The sequence below is a fragment of the Brevibacillus parabrevis genome (assembly GCF_003710905.1).
In the GTDB taxonomy this organism is placed as follows: Bacteria; Bacillota; Bacilli; order Brevibacillales; family Brevibacillaceae; genus Brevibacillus; species Brevibacillus parabrevis.
In genome coordinates, this window is the sequence record NZ_RHHV01000010.1 from 279705 (window position 1) to 297611 (window position 17907).

At 50.1% G+C, this 17907-nt stretch carries 23 protein-coding genes; 16 read left to right on the forward strand and 7 right to left on the reverse strand.

Annotated elements, in window-relative coordinates; translation table 11 throughout:
* The first annotated feature begins 22 nt into the window (after positions 1-22).
* The 4 genes from EDM60_RS14025 (at position 23) to EDM60_RS14040 (ending at position 3180) form a co-directional block, all read left to right on the forward strand.
* Positions 23-1351, forward strand: a complete 1329-nt coding sequence (locus EDM60_RS14025) for a helix-turn-helix domain-containing protein (RefSeq protein WP_122964531.1) — start codon at positions 23-25, stop codon at positions 1349-1351.
* 118 nt (positions 1352-1469) lie between these two features.
* Positions 1470-1856 carry a cupredoxin domain-containing protein gene (locus EDM60_RS14030; RefSeq protein WP_063227407.1) on the forward strand — a complete coding sequence of 129 codons (387 nt, stop codon included), beginning with the start codon at positions 1470-1472 and terminating at the stop codon, positions 1854-1856.
* A gap of 136 nt (positions 1857-1992) precedes the next feature.
* Entirely contained in the window at positions 1993-2373 is a 381-nt protein-coding gene (locus EDM60_RS14035; RefSeq protein WP_244226804.1) for a hypothetical protein, read from the forward strand.
* A gap of 168 nt (positions 2374-2541) precedes the next feature.
* Positions 2542-3180 carry a hypothetical protein gene (locus EDM60_RS14040; protein ID WP_122964532.1) on the forward strand — a complete coding sequence of 213 codons (639 nt, stop codon included), beginning with the start codon at positions 2542-2544 and terminating at the stop codon, positions 3178-3180.
* 145 nt (positions 3181-3325) lie between these two features.
* On the opposite strand, the gene EDM60_RS14045 is transcribed toward EDM60_RS14040, so the two are convergent.
* From EDM60_RS14045 to EDM60_RS14060, 4 genes are all read right to left on the reverse strand, one after another.
* Positions 3326-3982, reverse strand: coding sequence for an RNA ligase family protein (locus EDM60_RS14045; RefSeq protein WP_122964533.1), 657 nt, complete (start codon positions 3980-3982; stop codon positions 3326-3328).
* Positions 3972-4931 carry an AAA family ATPase gene (locus tag EDM60_RS14050; protein ID WP_122964534.1) on the reverse strand — a complete coding sequence of 320 codons (960 nt, stop codon included), beginning with the start codon at positions 4929-4931 and terminating at the stop codon, positions 3972-3974. Before EDM60_RS14050 ends, EDM60_RS14045 begins: the two co-directional genes overlap by 11 nt.
* Before the next feature lie 173 nt (positions 4932-5104).
* Entirely contained in the window at positions 5105-5365 is a 261-nt protein-coding gene (locus tag EDM60_RS28620) for a hypothetical protein (RefSeq protein WP_167470298.1), read from the reverse strand.
* Between the two features lie 161 nt (positions 5366-5526).
* Complete coding sequence (locus tag EDM60_RS14060; RefSeq protein WP_122964535.1) at positions 5527-6537, reverse strand: NAD(P)/FAD-dependent oxidoreductase; 1011 nt, start codon at positions 6535-6537, stop codon at positions 5527-5529.
* 339 nt (positions 6538-6876) lie between these two features.
* Here EDM60_RS14060 and EDM60_RS14070 point away from each other — a divergent pair, with 339 nt between their 5' ends.
* The 6 genes from EDM60_RS14070 to EDM60_RS14090 all read left to right on the forward strand — a co-directional run bounded on the left by EDM60_RS14070 (position 6877) and on the right by EDM60_RS14090 (position 10433).
* On the forward strand, positions 6877-8067 hold the full coding sequence (locus tag EDM60_RS14070; RefSeq protein ID WP_122964537.1) for an NAD(P)/FAD-dependent oxidoreductase: 1191 nt from the start codon (positions 6877-6879) through the stop codon (positions 8065-8067).
* 3 nt (positions 8068-8070) lie between these two features.
* Positions 8071-8322 carry a hypothetical protein gene (locus EDM60_RS14075; protein ID WP_122964538.1) on the forward strand — a complete coding sequence of 84 codons (252 nt, stop codon included), beginning with the start codon at positions 8071-8073 and terminating at the stop codon, positions 8320-8322.
* Between the two features lie 79 nt (positions 8323-8401).
* Positions 8402-8884, forward strand: coding sequence for an NUDIX domain-containing protein (locus EDM60_RS14080; protein ID WP_122964539.1), 483 nt, complete (start codon positions 8402-8404; stop codon positions 8882-8884).
* A gap of 153 nt (positions 8885-9037) precedes the next feature.
* Positions 9038-9199, forward strand: coding sequence for a YuiA family protein (locus EDM60_RS28625; protein ID WP_167470299.1), 162 nt, complete (start codon positions 9038-9040; stop codon positions 9197-9199).
* 196 nt (positions 9200-9395) lie between these two features.
* A complete protein-coding gene (locus EDM60_RS14085) occupies positions 9396-9656 on the forward strand; it encodes a YuiB family protein (RefSeq protein WP_063227416.1) in 261 nt (86 codons plus the stop codon).
* 159 nt (positions 9657-9815) lie between these two features.
* Positions 9816-10433: a 3D domain-containing protein gene (locus EDM60_RS14090; protein ID WP_122964540.1), complete on the forward strand. Its 618-nt coding sequence runs from the start codon at positions 9816-9818 to the stop codon at positions 10431-10433.
* 75 nt (positions 10434-10508) lie between these two features.
* Here the strand turns inward: EDM60_RS14090 and EDM60_RS14095 are convergent, their stop codons facing one another.
* Entirely contained in the window at positions 10509-11276 is a 768-nt protein-coding gene (locus EDM60_RS14095) for a cobalamin-binding protein (protein ID WP_122964541.1), read from the reverse strand.
* 24 nt (positions 11277-11300) lie between these two features.
* Positions 11301-11777 carry a divergent PAP2 family protein gene (locus tag EDM60_RS14100; protein ID WP_063227419.1) on the reverse strand — a complete coding sequence of 159 codons (477 nt, stop codon included), beginning with the start codon at positions 11775-11777 and terminating at the stop codon, positions 11301-11303.
* A gap of 214 nt (positions 11778-11991) precedes the next feature.
* On the opposite strand from EDM60_RS14100, the gene EDM60_RS14105 reads away from it, so the two are divergent.
* The 4 genes from EDM60_RS14105 to EDM60_RS14120 all read left to right on the forward strand — a co-directional run bounded on the left by EDM60_RS14105 (position 11992) and on the right by EDM60_RS14120 (position 15353).
* Positions 11992-12366, forward strand: a complete 375-nt coding sequence (locus EDM60_RS14105; RefSeq protein WP_122964542.1) for a DUF309 domain-containing protein — start codon at positions 11992-11994, stop codon at positions 12364-12366.
* Positions 12367-12419: 53 nt separating this feature from the next.
* On the forward strand, positions 12420-13919 hold the full coding sequence (locus EDM60_RS14110; protein ID WP_122964543.1) for a leucyl aminopeptidase: 1500 nt from the start codon (positions 12420-12422) through the stop codon (positions 13917-13919).
* A gap of 22 nt (positions 13920-13941) precedes the next feature.
* Positions 13942-14373: a CoA-binding protein gene (locus tag EDM60_RS14115; RefSeq protein WP_122964544.1), complete on the forward strand. Its 432-nt coding sequence runs from the start codon at positions 13942-13944 to the stop codon at positions 14371-14373.
* Positions 14374-14756: 383 nt separating this feature from the next.
* Positions 14757-15353 (forward strand): sulfite oxidase-like oxidoreductase, encoded by a 597-nt coding sequence (locus EDM60_RS14120; protein WP_122964747.1) that lies wholly within the window; start codon positions 14757-14759, stop codon positions 15351-15353.
* Positions 15354-15384: 31 nt separating this feature from the next.
* On the opposite strand, the gene EDM60_RS14125 is transcribed toward EDM60_RS14120, so the two are convergent.
* The gene (locus EDM60_RS14125; protein ID WP_141254217.1) at positions 15385-15738 is read right to left on the reverse strand and encodes a hypothetical protein; all 354 of its coding nucleotides are present in this window, start codon (positions 15736-15738) and stop codon (positions 15385-15387) included.
* A gap of 435 nt (positions 15739-16173) precedes the next feature.
* Between EDM60_RS14125 and EDM60_RS14130 the strand changes: the two genes are divergently transcribed.
* Positions 16174-16662: a hypothetical protein gene (locus tag EDM60_RS14130; RefSeq protein ID WP_141254215.1), complete on the forward strand. Its 489-nt coding sequence runs from the start codon at positions 16174-16176 to the stop codon at positions 16660-16662.
* Between the two features lie 546 nt (positions 16663-17208).
* A complete protein-coding gene (locus EDM60_RS14135; RefSeq protein WP_122964547.1) occupies positions 17209-17847 on the forward strand; it encodes a hypothetical protein in 639 nt (212 codons plus the stop codon).
* Positions 17848-17907 lie beyond the last annotated feature (60 nt).

A 17907-nucleotide genomic window follows, 5' to 3' on the forward strand; every position in this document is an offset into this window, starting at 1 on the left:
AAAGAGTAAAGGGGGAATCTTTATGATCCGTTTGGGTGCTATCCTTGCCCAGCACTCGCAAAAAGAACTGGCATCTGTCCCCATGCGGGTTCAGGACAGCTGCGAGCTGGTCATGCTGCCCTATCATCGTCTGCATGAAACACCGACAATCTACAGGCAAAATCAGCAAAAAGTAGACGGTTTTGTCCTGACAGAGCTTGCGTATGCCTATTTGCTGCAAGAATGGGGAAGCTTCCCGATTCCGACATATACGCTTTCGATCAGCGAGCAAGAGTTTTACAAAAAGCTGTTTCAGCTCAGCCTGCGCAAACGCGATCTCGATTTTTCCAGAGTGTACATCGACTTTATTTTTGAGGCGAATCAGTACCTCGGATTGAAAGAAGTAGTCGGGGCAGACGCCATGCCGTACACGTTGTCTCCGGTGGAAGTGAACGACCAGATTTACGAGGCGGTGCTGGATGAGCATCTCCGCTTGTGGAAAGCAGGCAAAATCGACTTTTCCATGACGCGGATGAGCAACATCGTGCAAGATTTGACGGACCACGGAGTGCCGCATCAGTATGTGTTTCCTTCGCCGGAATCGGCCGCAGCGCAGTTTGAACAGATGGCTGCCGAACTGGCGGCGATCAAGCTGGCGGAGAGCCGGATTGCGATCGGGCATATCACAATCGGGGATGTCGAGGGGCAAAAGGAGAATCTCAACGAATGGGAGCTGCGGCAAATGCTTCTGCACAAGTCACTTTTGGAGTTCAGTGCCGAGAAAAAAGTGCCGTTCATCATCCAGAAATCGGCTGCCAGCTTTGAGATCATCAGTTCATTCAAAGATTTGAAAATGCTGACGGACAACCTCACGCACTGTCTGTTACTCGCCTATTTGGAAAAGACGTTGCCGTTTCCCGTCCACGTCGGCTGGGGGGTGGGCAACAGCATGTACAAAGCAAGGATGAACGCCCAATCAGCGAACAGCATGTCTACAGCAGGCAAAACATCTGGCACGTACGTCGTAACAGACAGCGACCAGGTCATCGGGCCGTTGGGCGAGGAAACATGCTTGCAATACCGCAACCAGATCAACGACTACATTCAGCGGTTGAGCGAAGAGACAGACTTGTCTACCTTGCAGTTGCAAAAAATATTGGCGGTACTCGCGAAGACGGAAAGCAACGAGCTGACGGCGGACGAGCTGGCGTATCACCTCGGACTTACGGTGCGCAGCGCCAATCGCATCCTGAATCGCCTGGAGGAAAAAGGGGTCGCCAAAATTTTGTACAAAAAGCAAGAAAAGCTGCGGGGGCGCCCGACAAAGGTGTACCAAATCGAGTTGCCGGCGGAAGAGGACGGTCCGAAATAATAGACCGTTCAATAATTGGTAGCAATTTCGTCACGATTCAGTCACAGATTCCCAGATTTTGGACGGCTACTTTCCAGTAAGATGGAAGTGTAGAATCAAGTAGAAAGAAGGGGTCATTGTGAACAAGAAGTGGACTCTGTTGGTTTCGGCAGTTGCTTTTTCGGCGATGCTGATGACAGCATGCGGCGGCAAGGAGCAAGCGGCAAACACCAATTCTACAGAGGCTCCGGCGGCAGCGACGGATGGCAATGGAATCAACATCGAAGCTAGCAACTGGAAGTTCAACCAAGATGTTTATGAAGTAAAAGCAGGCGAAGAGTTTACAATCAATTTCAAGTCCACGGAAGGCTTCCATGGAATCGGAATTGAGGGCTTGGACGTCGATATTCAAAAAGACGGCAGCAAAACACTGAAAGTGGATAAAGCTGGCGAGTACAAAATTTTCTGCAACGTGATCTGCGGACCGGAACACGGCAACATGATCGCGAAACTGGTAGTCAAATAAATGCCAAACCCAAACACTCTGGCTCGCATTAGCGGGTTGGGGTGTTTTTTATTTTGCCGATCCACTTTGCTTTACAGGGCGATGACACATGTTTTCCCGCCTTTTGGCACAGATTAAGGAGGAAAAGTTTTCAAGCTTGCTTTCACGAATGGAGATGACAGCTTTGGAAAGAAAGACGTACTACGTCACCATGCAAGCGGGAACGACGGTTGCGGAAATTCGCGATGAAAAAGGCTCCTCCACCTATGATTTTGAGATCGAGGTAACAGACGTGGAGGTCGGCATGATGCGCGATCTGTTCAACAACTGTATTCACGGCGACTTCATGATGTGGATGCACGGGCATACACTCTGGTCGGACATGCCGGATCGGGACAATGACGAGTACGATGACAACTTGCGGGAAATTTATCGGTTGATCTACCAGCACGGTACGGCAAAAACGAAGCAAGATTTGGAGCAAATGGGGCTTGTGAAGCTGTTCGGTTTCGAGAGAGCGGGAATCCGGCCGCTGTAATCAGCCTGTTTGGGAAATTACACATTTTTACATATTTATCCGACAAGCTTGCCACAACCGCTGGGAACAATGACGACGAACAAGGCCAAAAAACGAGTGATGCCTTGAGGCGAGCGCCATGAGTCAAGCAAGGCGAAGGCGCAAAACGAGCGAAAAGGAGAGAACAGCATGAAAAAGTGGACAAACAGCGTGGTAGTAGCCGCAATCGCAGCGGGACTGGTATTGCCTGGTCTTGCACTGGCAGAGGAAACAACTCTCGCAACGACAGGGATGACGACAGCCAGTCGAACAGCACACAGCCACGGCGATCATGAGCGGGTGGACATCAAGGTTCGGCACGGGATGCACGGCAGCGCTCACCAAAAAATGTACATGCTGCTTTTGGCGGAAAAATATACGCCAGATAGTGTGGCCGAGTGGCAAGGAGTGTTCAAGGAACGGGAACGCCTGATGAACGAATTTGCGGCTCTGGGAGAAGACCCGAAATGGAAGGCGAAGCGCGAAGAGCGCAGGCAGCTTGTCAGCAAGCTGAATGAGCAAGTGAAAAAAGGCGAGATTACCAGTGAGCAAATGGAGCAGCAGCTGAAAGACTGGAGAGAGAAAAACATGGGCATGCCGGGCATGAAGGAAGATCGCGAAGCCAGAAAAGCCCGGATGGAAAAGATGAAAACGACGCACGAAGCGTTTGAAGCCGCGATTGAATCGGGGGATGCGGCGAAAATCAAGCAAGTGCTGCCGCAAATGCTGGAGCAGATGAAGGCAAAAAATACGGCGATGGCCCAGCGGCTGGAGCAGAAGAAGAAATAAGCGGATGAACGAGCAAAGGCGTGTGAACCAGGACAATGGTTCGAACACGCCTTTTTGCTGCGAGACATTTTAGCGAGGACAATGACAGGCTACTGACTGCTTATAGCAAACGAGAGCAAGAACGGTCAAGTTAGCCTATTCTGTGTTACTCCGCTTTTAACTGATTCGGCTCAACAGCCTTCGCCATCCAGTGCTGATCGGTTTGGACGTGATTTTTGCGGACGAACTTCGCTGCGCTGTATTTGAAGTCAGCGTAGGCGAAGGAAGCGGTGAGCCGGACGACATAGCCTTCCTGCTCGCCGCCAAACACGGATTGCCGCGTATAGCAGGCCCGCACCTTTTCCTCGTCCCATGGGCCGCGATAGAGCACAGGCGGAGTCTGCAAACCAAGAAGCTCTGCCCATTCCAATGTATCGTCCCAACTGAGGCAGACGTTGCGGTCATCCCAGACGGAAAACAGGTAGAAGTAGCTCGACAACTCCTCATAAAAAATCGAATGCTTGGCAAACACGTTCTCCCCGCAAATGCGATAGCCGGGTGGAAGGTGGTGGGCAATCGAGCCGTGCAGCATTTTGATCCAGTGGCGGGACGGATGGTCGCGGCTGTCGATCGAACGGGCGTGCAAGTAGTCGCGGTACAAGCTGGTGTTTTCTCCGTCCAGCTTTTCTGTCACGACAATTTCTTTTCCAACAAAATGCCGGGTATCTCGCAAAATCCGATCGTCGTCGGTTTTGCTCCGGGACCAGGGCAGGTGAAAGGTGCGCGGATACTTTTGATAGTGGCTCGTCGACTTATTTTCCATAGTGATCCGCCTCTTTGAAAAAGTATAGCTTCGTCAGCATGTCTGCCCCGACCAGATGGTAAATCTCCGACGCGCCTTCATCGCCGCCGTAGGCAATTTTCATGTGCATTTCGATCAGAGCGGCGGCCCGGAAGACAAGCTCGTCGGCAAATCCCAGCTCTTTCAGGAAATGAACGGCAATCTGGCTCGACACGTATTCGTGCCCGTAGTAGCTGCTGTGGCCTTTGGCTTGCTTGAAAACTTTTGTATACAATTTTCCCACGTCGTGAAACAGCGCGACAATTTGCATCAGCAGCTTGTCGTCCTCTTCGTAAAAAGTATTGACGTAATCGAGGACGTGGTACGTATGCTTGCACAGCGTGTGCTGATGGTGCGGGTTGTCTTGCTGAAAATCTTTCATTTGCTGAAAATAAGCGATTCCGGACAAGGCGGCAAACAGCTCGTCGTAGCCGGGTTCGCTTTGTAAAAGGGCGATAAACGCCTCTTTAGTCATCGGGTACGGCACAGGCTCATGCAGCAGGTGGATGGCGGCAAAGCCTTCCTGGTGCAAAGGAATATGCAAGTTTTTATGGTATTTGGCGAGAACCAGCTCATCCAGCTTGCGTTTTCTCGCCTGATTTCGTTGCAGGCAAATTTCAAACGGAGTGCTCACGTAGTAGCATTCCGCCGTCGCGTGCGGGAATCGCTTCAGTACGCTCATCCGCTTGTCCCGATCGACATTGGTGGCGTCGAAGACAACGTCGCTTCCTGCAGCCAACGCTTGCTCGATACGGGTGTAAACCTCGTGGAAAACGAGCGGATTTTTCCGGCGCTTGGCTTCATCCCCGAACAGCTCTAACCGAACGGCATCCGTGGACACGAGTGTCGCCCGTTCTTTTTTGGCGATCAGCCCGGCTGCGCGGGTTTTGCCGCTTCCGGGAATGCCCACCATCATGATGAATTTATTCATAAAATGACGCTCCCCTCAAAAAGTGGTTCCAATAGACGAGTGCAGGGGGTCGACAATTTAACCGATTACATGATTTTTCCGTCCTTTAACAAATAATTCCTTATAGTATAGCGTGTTTTTGCAAAAAGGGAAGAAAAAAATCCCGCCTCTGCCGTGGGCGATAGCGGGATTGCTTACAGCATGTCGGGTGTCCATTCTTGAATGGCTACCGTTTGTGCCAGCTGGCAAGTGCTGCACCAGCCGGTATGCAAGCACAGGTGCTTCTCGCGATCGGGGTAGCCGTTGTCCCATTTGGCGTCATCGATCTCCCGGTAAGGGCTGTAGTCGCCGTAAAAGTCGTACAGACGGCCTGCATCCGCAAGTGGCGTGTAGCATTGTGGGCAAGCTTGCGAGAGAGAAGCGAGCCCATTGCAAACCGGACAAAGATAATCCATGGTTTTCCCTCCAAAAACGTAAACGCTGGTTGTCGTTTTCTCTACTCTGCGTCAGAAGGAAAGCCGCTATGCATCCTGCCCGAAAGCTTCGCCGTCACGAAAAAATCCTTGCACCGCAAAAGAAAAGCGGCACAAGGATTGAATGCTTGCTGATTGTTGAATCAAGCTTTGAAGTTGTCCATGCTGGAGGAATGCCCTGGCTGCAATTTGGCATCCGGGTTGAAGTAGCCTACCGCATTGTTGACGGCCGTTGGCGCTTCCCCGAAGCCGACAGCAATCAGCTTGACTTTGCCCGGATAAGTCGCGATGTCTCCCGCCGCAAAAATGCCGGGAATGTTCGATTCCATGCGCGTGTTTACGACAATCGAACCTTTTTCCAGCTCCAATCCCCAGTTTTTGATCGGACCGAGCGAGGAGATGAAGCCGAAGTTGACGATGACGGCATCGACTTCCAGGTTGAGTTCTTCTTTCGTGGTGCAATTCGTCAGAGTCAGGCGTTCAATTTTTTCTTCTCCGTGAAGAGCGGATATTTCATAAGGTGTCGTGACGTTTACCTTGGACGACATGAGCATCTCTACGCTGTGCTCATGCGCACGGAACTTGTCTCTGCGGTGGATGAGATGGACTTCTTTGGCGATCGGTTCGAGCATCAAAGACCAGTCCAGTGCGGAATCTCCGCCGCCAATGACGGCGACGCGCTGCCCTTTGAAGGAGTTCAGGTCGGTGACGAAATAGTGCAGATTGGATTTTTCGTATTTGACGGCATCTGGGTGTTCCAGTCTGCGGGGTTCGAACGCACCTACGCCTGCCGTGATGATGACAGATTTTGCGTAGTGTACGCCTTTGTCCGTAGTGATTTCAAAAACGTCGTCCGCTTTTTTCTCTACGTTTTCCACTTTTTCTTCCAGACAAACGGTTTGCTGAAAACGTGAAAGCTGCTCCTTCAGGTTATTGATCAAATCTTGAGCCAATATCTTTGGGAACCCGGCTACATCGTAAATGTATTTTTCCGGATAGAGAGCTGACAGTTGCCCGCCAAGCTGGGGCATGCTCTCAATAATTTTCACACTTGCCTGCCTCATGCCACCGTAAAATGCAGTGAACAGTCCGGCAGGGCCTCCGCCAATGATCGTAATGTCGTAGATTTGCTCGTCCTTTTGCAGAAAATTCAATCGAAAGCACCTCCGAATATTCGAAAAACCGAACTCCTCACCCATTATAACCCAACAAAGGAAAGAAAAAAAAGCAGGGAAAAAAACGCCTCGATAGGCAAAAAACCCTTGCAAATCATGGTGGCAATCGATAAGATGAGGGTGACTGTAAAGAAATTGTCACATTTGTTTGTTTCTAAGTTTGTGCTTTTTTTCACAGGTTGGAACATATGACATAACAGGCAATTATTCCGATACGTCATTTTTTATTCACTTGGGCATCTTACTTGGTAACAGCCTACGTGAAATTTCGCACAATCTTCCTCTGGTTACCATTAACAATGAATGGAAGGGATACCGATGAGTACACCCAAAATCCTCATTCTTGGAGCGGGATACGGCGGCTTGCTGACCACGTTGCAGCTGCAAAAAAAGCTGAATTACAACGAAGCGGAAATCACGCTGGTGAACAAGCACAACTATCACTACATCACGACCTGGCTGCATGAGCCTGCTGCTGGCACGGCTTCTGCCGACCATGCGCGGGTGAGTCTGGAAGGAATCTTGAACCAGGACAAAGTCCAGTTCATCAAAGGAACGGTTCAGGCGATCGATCCGCAGGAGCAACATGTCACACTCGATAGCGGCGAAGTGCTGACCTACGATTATCTCGTGATCGGATTGGGCAGCGAACCGGAGACGTTCGGCATCGAAGGATTGAAAGAGCATGCGTTCAGCATTCGCAGCATCAACGCTGTCCGCCATATTCGCGAACATATCGAGTACATGTTTTCCAAATACAAAAACGAGCCGCATCGTACAGACTACCTGACTTTCGTTGTCGGGGGAGCGGGCTTTACGGGAATCGAGTTTTGTGGAGAGCTGGGCGACCGTCTGCCAGAGCTGTGCCAGGAGTTTGACGTGGACCCGGAGTTGGTCAAAGTATATTGCATCGAAGCGGCTCCATCTGCTTTGCCGGGCTTTGATCCCGAGCTGGTGCAGTACGCCATGGATGTGCTGGAGCGCAAAGGCATCGAGTTCAAAATCGGCACGCCGATCAAGCAGTGCACACCGGACGGCGTCCTTTTGGCAACCGGGGAAGAAATCAAGTCGAAAACGGTTGTCTGGGCAGCAGGTGTGCGCGGCAACAGCATCGTCGAAAAAGCTGGCTTCGAAGTCATGCGCGGCCGCGTCAAGGTAGATGAATATTTGCGTGCGCCGGGCTATGAAAATGTGTTCGTTGTCGGAGATTGCGCCCTGATTTTCAACGCAGAAGGTCGTCCGTACCCTCCGACAGCGCAAATCGCGGTTCAGGAAGGCGAGACGCTTGGAGAAAACCTCGCCGCGCTGATCCGTGGCGAGCTACCACAGAAGTTTGTCCCTCATCTGCAAGGAACGCTGGCTTCTCTCGGAAAAGGCGAGGGAATCGGCCAGGTCGGTTCGAAAAAGCTGTTTGGCAGCACAGCGGCGATGATGAAAAAGGCAAGCGATCTGCGCTATCTGTACAAAATCGGCGGGGTCGGCCTCGCCTTGAAAAAGGTAAAGCTGTAAGCGATGCGCCACGCGAGTATTCAGGTCAGAGGGCTTATGACCCGCGACGAAATGGAGCGGTACAATGCCATGATGGAAGTGGGCGCCTTTTTGGAAGAGCAAGGGCGGCACGACCTGGCTTGGCATGTCCAGCGTGAAATTGATATTCTCATCCTGCCTGCCATCGATCGGCTGAAGGAAAAAGGCCGCGAGAGGGATCGGGAAAATCTGCGCTACATGATTGACAACGGACTTTTGGACGACGATGATGAGTAATAGCTACCCCCGGTGAGCGAAACGCCGGGGGTTTCGTGTACATACGGTCAGGAAGGACAAAGCGAAAGGAAGCGAGCGAATGCGGGAAGGGAAAGTGTGGCTTGGCGCCTGCGGAATCGTCATCCGCGGCGAGGAGGCGCTGGTCGTCAAAAAGGCGTACAGCGGGTTGAAAGGGCAGTGGTCGTTTCCGGCCGGATTCGTACAGCAGGGCGAGACGGTAGACGAGGCAGCCGTGCGCGAGGTTTTGGAGGAAACCGGGATTGAAGCAGCCGTGCGGCAAGTAGCGGGTATCCGTTCCGGGGTCATTCGCGGGTCGATCAGCGACAACATGGTTGTGTTCTGGATGGACTATGTAAGCGGCGAACCGCGCCCGCAGGAGGGGGAAATCGTCGAAGCCCGATTTTTGCCGATTCCTGAGCTGATGGAAGATCCGCTGTCTTCTACATACTTGAAAATCATCCTGCCAGGCTACGCAAAACGGGAAAAAGGGATGGAAGGGCAATCCTATGAGATTGATCCTGTCTTTCAGTACACTTCCTATAAAATCTTCAAGCAAAGCTGAGAATGAAATAGCTAAGCCGCGATGTTTCCGCTTACATCGCGGTTTTTTCTGTTATATCGGAGAAAAACTGTGTTGTGAAAAAAGGCAGTGATCTGATATAGTTAGATACATCAAAATAATCTGAAAATACATGCAATTAACAAAGGAGCATGTATGGAGAAAGGGGAGCTCATCATGAGACATAACCAAGAACAATGCCCGTACTGCAATGGTCAAGGGTATTTCCAGCTGCTCCTGGGTGGCACGGAAAATTGCCCGAACTGTGAGGGCGTAGGAAAAGACGCTCATCAGGAGTCCGCATCCGCAAACAAATAGCCGATACTTGCCGTTGCATAGAGCAAGAGCCGTCAGAGAGCTGGCGGCTCTTTTCGTCTACGCTTCGCAAGGCTGCACATATTGACCTGTATCTGCCATTTTTGCTACACTAAATAGCGAAAATAGCCCGTCCTCCCTTGATTTGCCAACCAGCCTTGGCAAAAGCCGGAGGCGATGGCAGGAGGTTTGGCGGTCGATGAGCTTATTGCAATTTATGGTTTCCATCGTTTTGTTCACCGTGCTCGGTTTTGGCATTGGGTTTATTTTAAACATGATTTTGAAAACGACGTGGCTTCCGGTTGTGATCGCGGTCGGCGTGGTCGTTGGCGCCCTCGTTTATCAAAAAATCGTTCCGGGTGTCTGGGACGCGATCATTCTCGGCTGTGGAATGGCAGGCACAGTGGGCAGCGGCTGGACGATTGCCACCCTGCGCAAAAAAGGATACCGGATGTTTTAACAGGCGGAAAACAGGTCTTGATTCAGGGGCCTGTTTTTCTTTTTTTTCATCGTTTGCCAAAGCGGGAACATACAGAATGTTTCTGAAATCATCCAAAATTTGTGTATAGTTTCCTCCTCTTCGGGACATGACTAGAACCGAGAGGAGGTTTACCAAGAAATGAATGGGAAGCAGTTTGTAAGTATCCTCGCATTGTTCGTCCTCGTTTTGACGGCATTTGCAAGCGACGGATACGGCTACAACGTGGTAGGAGACCATAATCTTTCATCCACATTCGGAATCAAGGAAACCAAAGAGGGGCAACGGGTCGTAAAAAAACGGACAGTTTCGGCCAGCTCACTCACTCAAGTCATTGATAAAGCGGATGTATTCCTCGACCAATATCCGAAAGTTCGCGTCGTCGCTACCGGATACTATGCCGGGTTTGAATCGACCGGAAAGAACCCGTCTGATCCGTCCTACGGGATTACGTATTCGGGCGTAAAGGTTCGCCGGGACGATTACTCGACGATTGCAGCCGATCTGCGCATTTTTCCGCTGGGAACGGTCCTGTACATACCGGGCTACGGATACGGGGTTGTAGCGGACAAAGGCGGTGCCATTCGTGGCCACAAGATCGACCTGTACTTCGAGACCAAGCAGGATGTGTTCACCCAATGGGGCAAAAAATCACTCGATGTATATATCGTAAGACGCGGGGAAGGGAAGCTGACAGAAGCCTTTCTCAACAACCTGAACCAGAAGGGCATCGCGGCAATGGCTGAAGTGGCAAACTAGAGGTTTGCTGCGAGACAATGGAAGACAAAAAAACGTTCAAGGCGATGTGCTTTGAACGTTTTTTCATGCCGTGATTTATGTATGAATCAGCTTCACGAGCTGTTCCAGGCCATCGAGTATGCGCGGAGACGGGCGGCAATAAAGCCCTTCCTCCAGCAGGTGAACCTGGTCTTTTTGAATAGCTGTCATCTGGCTCCACTCTGGACGGCTCGTGATCGTTTCCCGCTTGATGCGCTTCAGTTCGATGCCGCACCAGACGACGCAAATATGATCAGGATCGCGCTCTTGCACCATCTCTCTGGTCGCTTTTACATTGGCGACCGGGAAGTCGGAGAATACGTTGACAGCACCGGCTATCTCGCTGACATCGGTCAGCCAGTTCGTTTGTCCGGGCGTATAGATCGGGTTCGGCCACCATTCCCAATACAGCTTGGGACGCTGCGTACAGGAAGCCGTCTGTTGTCGGATGCTTTCTATTCTTTCGTCAAAATGGGCGGCAAGCTGTTCCGCTTGCTTGTGAAAGCCTGTCGCCTCGCCGACCAGTCGGATGTCAGCGGCGATTTCGCCAATCCTTTGCGGGTTCAGCACGATATGCGAAAGCCCCAAGGCTTGCAATGCCTCCACATTTTTTTCCATTCCGGGAACGCTTAGCGAGGCGACGACCAGATCAGGCTGGAGGGCAGCCACCCGTTCCATGTCAATGGTCAGATCGGGACCGACGCGCGGCAGGTGCTGCCACTCCAAAGGCCAGTCGGAGTGATCGTCCAGCCCCACCACGTGCTCATGCAGACCTAAATAATAGAGGATTTCCGTATTGCTCGGACAGATGGACACGATGCGCATGTGATTCCCCCCTGTGGAAACATCCTAAAAAAACGGCTGCACCAGCAATGCAATCATGATGCCCAGCCATCCGCCAATCAGCACTTCAATCGGCTGGTGTCCGAGCAGTTCTTTCAGCTTTTTCGCCTTTTCCTGGTTCGGGCGAACTTTTAACGATTTCATCCCTTCCAACAGGTGGTTAAATTCGTCCACCAGCTTGTTGAGGACGACGGCTTGCATGCCGGCATGCCGGCGAACGCCCGCAGCGTCGAACATGACGATCACGCCAAGAATGGCGGAGATAGCAAACATGTTGCTGGAAAAACCTTCACGCAGTCCCACTGCGGTCGACAGAGCTGTCACGGCAGAAGAGTGGGAGCTGGGCATGCCGCCTGTGCTGAGCAACAGGGACCACTGCCATGTTTTCGTTGCGAAAAAATGGAGGGGAATTTTGATAAATTGGGCGATTCCTATGGCAAGCAGTGCAGCCCATAAGGGGAAGTTTTCAAAAATATCCGCCACGGAAAATCAATTCCTTTCTACTGTGCGCTTCTCTAGATTATTGTAACAGAAGGGCGTTGTCTTAATCCGTGAAGTTTTCATTTGGATTTTAAGCGCTGCCAATCTGTGGTACCATAAGGAAAGCTCCTGCTAGAGGGTCAGCCTGCAAGCCGCAGGCACTTCTTATCTAGGTAGCTTTTGCCATCAAGCAGGTGGAAAACGGAGGTGTGCATCCATGGGCTATCCCGTGCAGTATTTGCAGTTCATTGAAAAATTCAATGAAGGGGAGTTCTACGAATGCCACGATCTGCTGGAAGACATCTGGATGGAGGACAAGACCGACAAATTTTTGCAAGGCATGCTGCAATTGTCAGTCGGGTTGTACCATCTTGAATACGGCAACTTGAAAGGCGCTCGCTGGATGTTTGGCAATGCGCGGAAGTATTTGTCCCGCTACGGACCCGTGCATTGGGGGCTAGACGTAGAGGAAGTGCTTCGTTACATAGAGGACTGCGAGGCTGTGTTGCCGGATCGCGATGCGATTCCGTATGCAGAGGCGAAAGCCATGACGTTTCCATCCTTGCGCTTGCATGTAGACACATCGTGTTAAAACACAAATGTGCCCATAATTGTATCCTATCACAGCGAAAGAGGGAAGAGTATATGGAAGTAACCGTAGAAAAACGCTCACAGCTTGTGAGCTACGTATGTGATGAGCTGATCGTGCCGCTCTGGAAAGGGGAACAGCTTTCCGAGGTGTACCCGGAACTGGAAGAAGCTTTCGCAGGCAGCCTCAGCGGCTTGCAGCAGGAAGGCGAAATCACGGGCGAGGCGAAAGAGCTGACAGTCATTCATGGCTTGAACCGGATTGCCGCGAAAAAGCTGCTCATCGTCGGCATGGGCGATCCGGCCAAATTTGACTTTGTCGCTGCACGCAACGCATGGGGCCGGGCAGCCAAATCAGTCGTGTCCAAAGGAAACGCGAAAAACGTCGCAATCGATTTGCCGACAACCGGGCATTTGAGTGCCGAGCGTCTGTCCCAGGCAGTAACAGAGGCGTTCGGTCTGGCAGAATACAATTATGAAGGCTATCGTCAAAAAGCGAAGCGGGAATTTGCGCCAATCGCCACTGTGCGAATCTTGGCAGCGGACGATGCTGTAAGCGCTGTACAGGCTGGCGTGCTGCGGGGGAATGCGCTCGTTTCCGGTACGAATCTGGCGCGTACGCTCGTCAATGAGCCAGCCAACTACTTGACGCCGCGCGCTCTGAAGGACGCCGCTGTCGCTGTGGCAGAGCGTTACGGCATGACCGTGGAAGTTCTGGAGAAAGCCAAGCTGGAAGAGCTGGGCATGGGCGGAGTTCTCAGTGTCGCAAAAGGCAGCGAGCTGGAACCGTACGTCGTAGCCGTCAAATATCAGGGAAGAAAAACGTGGGATAACGTTATCGGCCTGGTTGGAAAGGGCGTTACTTTTGACACGGGCGGTATTTCCATCAAGCCGGTAGCGGGCATGGAAGACATGAAGTCGGATATGGGCGGCGCGGCTGCCATGATCGGCGCGCTGGAATCGCTGGGCCAAATGAAGCCGGAAGTAAACGTGCTCGCGGTCATTGGAACAGTGGAAAACATGCCGTCGGGCACAGCATTCCGTCCTGGCGACGTGATCACAACCATGAGCGGAAAAACGGTCGAGATCATCACGACAGATGCGGAAGGCCGCCTCGTTTTGGCCGATTGCATTACTTATGCAAAAGAGCAAGGAGTGTCGTGCATCGTAGACGCCGCCACGCTGACAGGCGGAATCGTCGTTGCGCTCGGACATTACTGCTCCGGGGCAATGACGAACGACAAGGCGCTCATGGATGAGCTTTTGCAAGCAGCGGATGTTGCTGGCGAACGCCTGTGGCAGCTCCCGACCTTCGAGGAGTACCGCAGCCTGAACAAGAGCCGCTTTGCCGACCTGAAAAACTCGGGCGGACGTTACGGCCACGGCATCATCGGCGGCGTTTTCCTCCAGGAGTTCGTCGGCGAGACACCATGGGTACACCTGGACATCGCTGGCACAGCGTACACGGCCACAACGGGCGACATGCAGCCAGCTGGCGGTACAGGCGTCATGACGCGCACGATTGCCGAATTTGTAGCAAGCCGCAGCCAATCCTAAACACGAAAAGGAGTGCATTGACATGAGCCAAAATCCTAGCAACGAAGTTCGCCGCCAAATGTTGGAGGAGGCGAAGACGATCGCTGTAGTAGGACTGTCCAACAAACCGGATCGCACCAGTTACATGGTCGCACAGGCCATGCAAAATGTCGGCTACCGCATCATTCCGGTCAACCCGGTTATTGCCGGGGAAACGGTACTGGGCGAAAAAGTCGTTTCCAGCCTGGCAGAAATCGATCAGCCTGTGGACATCGTCAACGTTTTCCGCAAAAGCGAAGACATTTTGCCTGTCGCAGAAGACGCCCTGAAAATGCAACAGAAGCCGAAAGTGTTCTGGATGCAGCAAGGGATCGCCAATGAAGAGGCGGCAAACCAAGTTCGCGCCGAAGGCATCGAAGTCGTGCAAGATATGTGCATCAAGGTAGACCATGCGCTGCTGCGCGTTGGCAAGTAAGATTTTTTCTTTTTGCTTCTCTTTGGAAGGCGGGGATGACGTCAAATCGTCATGCGCCCTATGACCTGAGCTAACACTCGTGTTGCAACGGTTGGTACAACGGGATGCTACAACAGGATGCTACAACAGGATACTACCTTGCGAAAAGGCAAAGGGCCTCCGCTCTCACATGGGGGGGGGGCTTTTTGCAGCATAATCAGGTTCGGTTCGGGCTGGTTTTCGGGGGAAACGCGCTGGAGGCTTACTTGGTATGTGGTACGGCGCTGGCCCACGCTTTGCAGGCGCTGCACTTTCGCCGTCATTTTTTCTTGCACGTTATCGCTTTCGCTGGATATGATAAGAAAAAGCAGGACAAGCGGACAAAGACAGCAAGGAGTGGGCCTATGTTTATCCATCCATCGACAGACACCAAGCGCGACCGTATCCCCCCGAACCAGAAGCAGACGACGGGTTTTCCCGTACTTCACTACGGAGATGTTCCAGAGTACACGGACCTGTCCACCGAGTGGAGCTTCCGCCTGTTCGGCTTGGTCGAGGAAGAAGTCACATTGACGTACGAACAAATGATGGCGCTGCCGACAGGCGAAGTGACGAACGACATTCACTGCGTCACAGGCTGGAGCAAGCTGGACAACGAGTGGCAGGGCATCCCGGTAGAAGAAGTGCTGAAGCTCGTGAAAATAAAGCCGGAAGCCAAGTACGTCATGCTGCACGCCGAGCACGGCTGGACAGTGAACATGCCTTTGGCCGACTTCACGAAAGCAGGCAACCTGTTCGCCAACAAACACAACGGCGAGAACCTGACCCCCGAACACGGCTGGCCGCTGCGCTTCGTCATCCCGCACCTCTACTTCTGGAAAAGCGCGAAGTGGGTGCGCGGCATCGAGTTTATGGAGAAGGACAGGCAGGGATTTTGGGAGAAGAATGGATACAACATGTATGGAGATCCGTGGCTTCAACAACGTTACGCTTGGGATTAATTACCAATAAAAGGAGGCGAAAATTCGCCTCCTAATTTGTTTGAAATGATTTTATTTCACACGCTACACGCCGACCTGGACCGCCAACAGCTTCACCATATGTATCGACAACCATTTCAGAAAATAAGGTCTGAATGATTAGCTTTTTATGCTCAAGCTCTAGGTAGTACCAGTTATCTTTTATGTTGAGCGCCGCTTCCATGACTTCTTGTTGAGTAAGAGCTGTTGATTTTTTTTCTAATACTGGTTGAGCAAAGAGTTGAGACTTAATCGCTTCCTCTCGTGTAGATTCTTCTTGCATCCTCAATCTCAAGTCATCAATCGAAATAGCATCATTTGCAAATGCCATCTGCCACTTTTTTTTTTCGTTTTTGAATCTCAGCAAGCCTCTAGTGCACTCTCCTATAAATATCCTCCTCTCTATTTTTAGGTGAAAAGTAACACCCTCCAAAGAAATATTACCTCATTTGTCCTATTTTGGCGATATATGGAATACAACGACATCTCGATATTAGTCTAAGTAAAGAAGAGACTTTTCTATTTTCTGGGACAATTGTATGATTTGTAGAAAGAGAGAGTGAGAACGTGGTATATCACAATTTGAAAGAAATTTTTATTCAAAAAATGGGTGTGCCTGTACTCTTTCCTGTATTTCCGAGGCCAATGGATTCTCAAATTCTTTTTACCCATTCACTGACTCGCAAAGTAATGGAAGTACACTCTGGTCTGTATTGTCGACTTGATCTGCAGTTAAAAAATGTAAAAAGATGCGATGGAGTTTCTAAAAACTAGTGGTGTCAATGTAGAAGACAAAATACTGATGAATGGGTTTTCAGCTTCTGGTAAGTTTGTGACTCGGTTTACACTAATGCATCCTGAGATGGTGCAAGCAGTTGCCGCCGGAGGAGTAAACGCTATCTTAACTTTACCGTTGGAGTCTTTGGATGGCGAACGCATACGCTACCCAGTGGGGGTATCTGATCTTGCTAATTTAACCGGAAAAGTCTTTGATTTTCCCCAATACGCAAGAGTTCCCCATTTTGTATTCATGGGAAGTTTAGATATAAATGATCAAGTTCAAATCAAATATGCTCCAGAAACTTTTGATATCCAGGACATTGAATTAATTTACAACCTAATTGGTGAGAAAATGATGCCCGATCGGTGGATGAAAACACAAATTATATTTAGCCAATTAGGTTGTAATAGAGTTTCCTTCAAGACTTACGAAGGAGTCGACCATAGATATGTTTCCGAAATCATTGATGACTTGATTAATTTCTTTACTGCTAATACTCAATATGAATAGGAAGACGCTCCACAAAAAAAGTGGGGCTTTTCTTTTTGTCATCCATCATAAGACAGGAATAAACGCTCGTGTAAAGGTGAGAGAATAGAGATCAAATTTAGCCCTAGATTGTGTAACGACAGCTCGTGTAACGACTCATGGAGGATAAGAAACGGATTTACAATAGTTGGTGGAAGCAGACATGGTCGTGTCAGGTACCGCATATGTATTGATACTTGCGGGGAGCGTAATTGAAAAAAAGAGTAAGGATTCGAGCTGACTCCTGTTTATTCATACTGAGCGTGCATGATTTTACAAAATTTTATTTTTGATTCGACATGTTTTTACAACATTTTCAATTAATTACCATTATTATGAGTAAGAGAATATTGATTTGAGGTGATATTATCAAAAAAATTCTCTTGGTTATACTTCTTGGGCTGTTGGCATTCAGTTTTTTTGATCTTGACGTTAGCATGGGAATAAGTAAAAAGGTTTCTGTAGTTATCACAGTTGCGGTTGTTGCTTGGATGACTTATCTGGACTATAAGGGTGGAGGAAAGACGAGTGAAAAAAAATAAAATAACTAAATCGTTACTAGCAGTTGCATTGACTACAGCTTTTCTATTTACTGGATACTCTCCGGTAGCGATGCCTAGTGTTCATGCAGCAGAACAAACTATTGACCAAAGTTTTGATGTACTACTTGAAATTGCAAAATCAGATTTGGAAGAAAAGACCTTTGTCAAGAATGGTGTAGTTGTAAATGGGTATAGCAACTACAAAGAAGCGGGAGTCAGCCAAGAGGCGTTTGAAGAATTTGAAAAGATTGTTAGTTATGCAAATAAGGAAATCAAAAAAGGGAACATGGTTGTTGGCAAGAACATTTTAGATACAAAAGCAGACATTATTAACACAAATTCGAGTAAAGCTTGCAGTTCTAAGAATTCAACCAACAACATAAAACCTATGGCGCTTTATTATGATTACCACATTAGTGCAAGTAAAGCCACAAAGATTGGAAAAGCGTTAGCTGCGGGTATCGGAGCTGCTGCACTAGCTTCTGAATTTGGCCTGCCAGCTGCTGTAGCTGCGGTACTCACTGCTTTATACGGAGCAAATGAGTTGTGCAATTGGGATGGTAATGGGTATACCATTTACTACATAATTACTCCTATCCCTGCGGGCTACTGTGTACCAGATTGATTATTAATTTAATATCAGACTGACAAAAAGGCCCCTTCAATTGTGAACTGTGACCTGAGA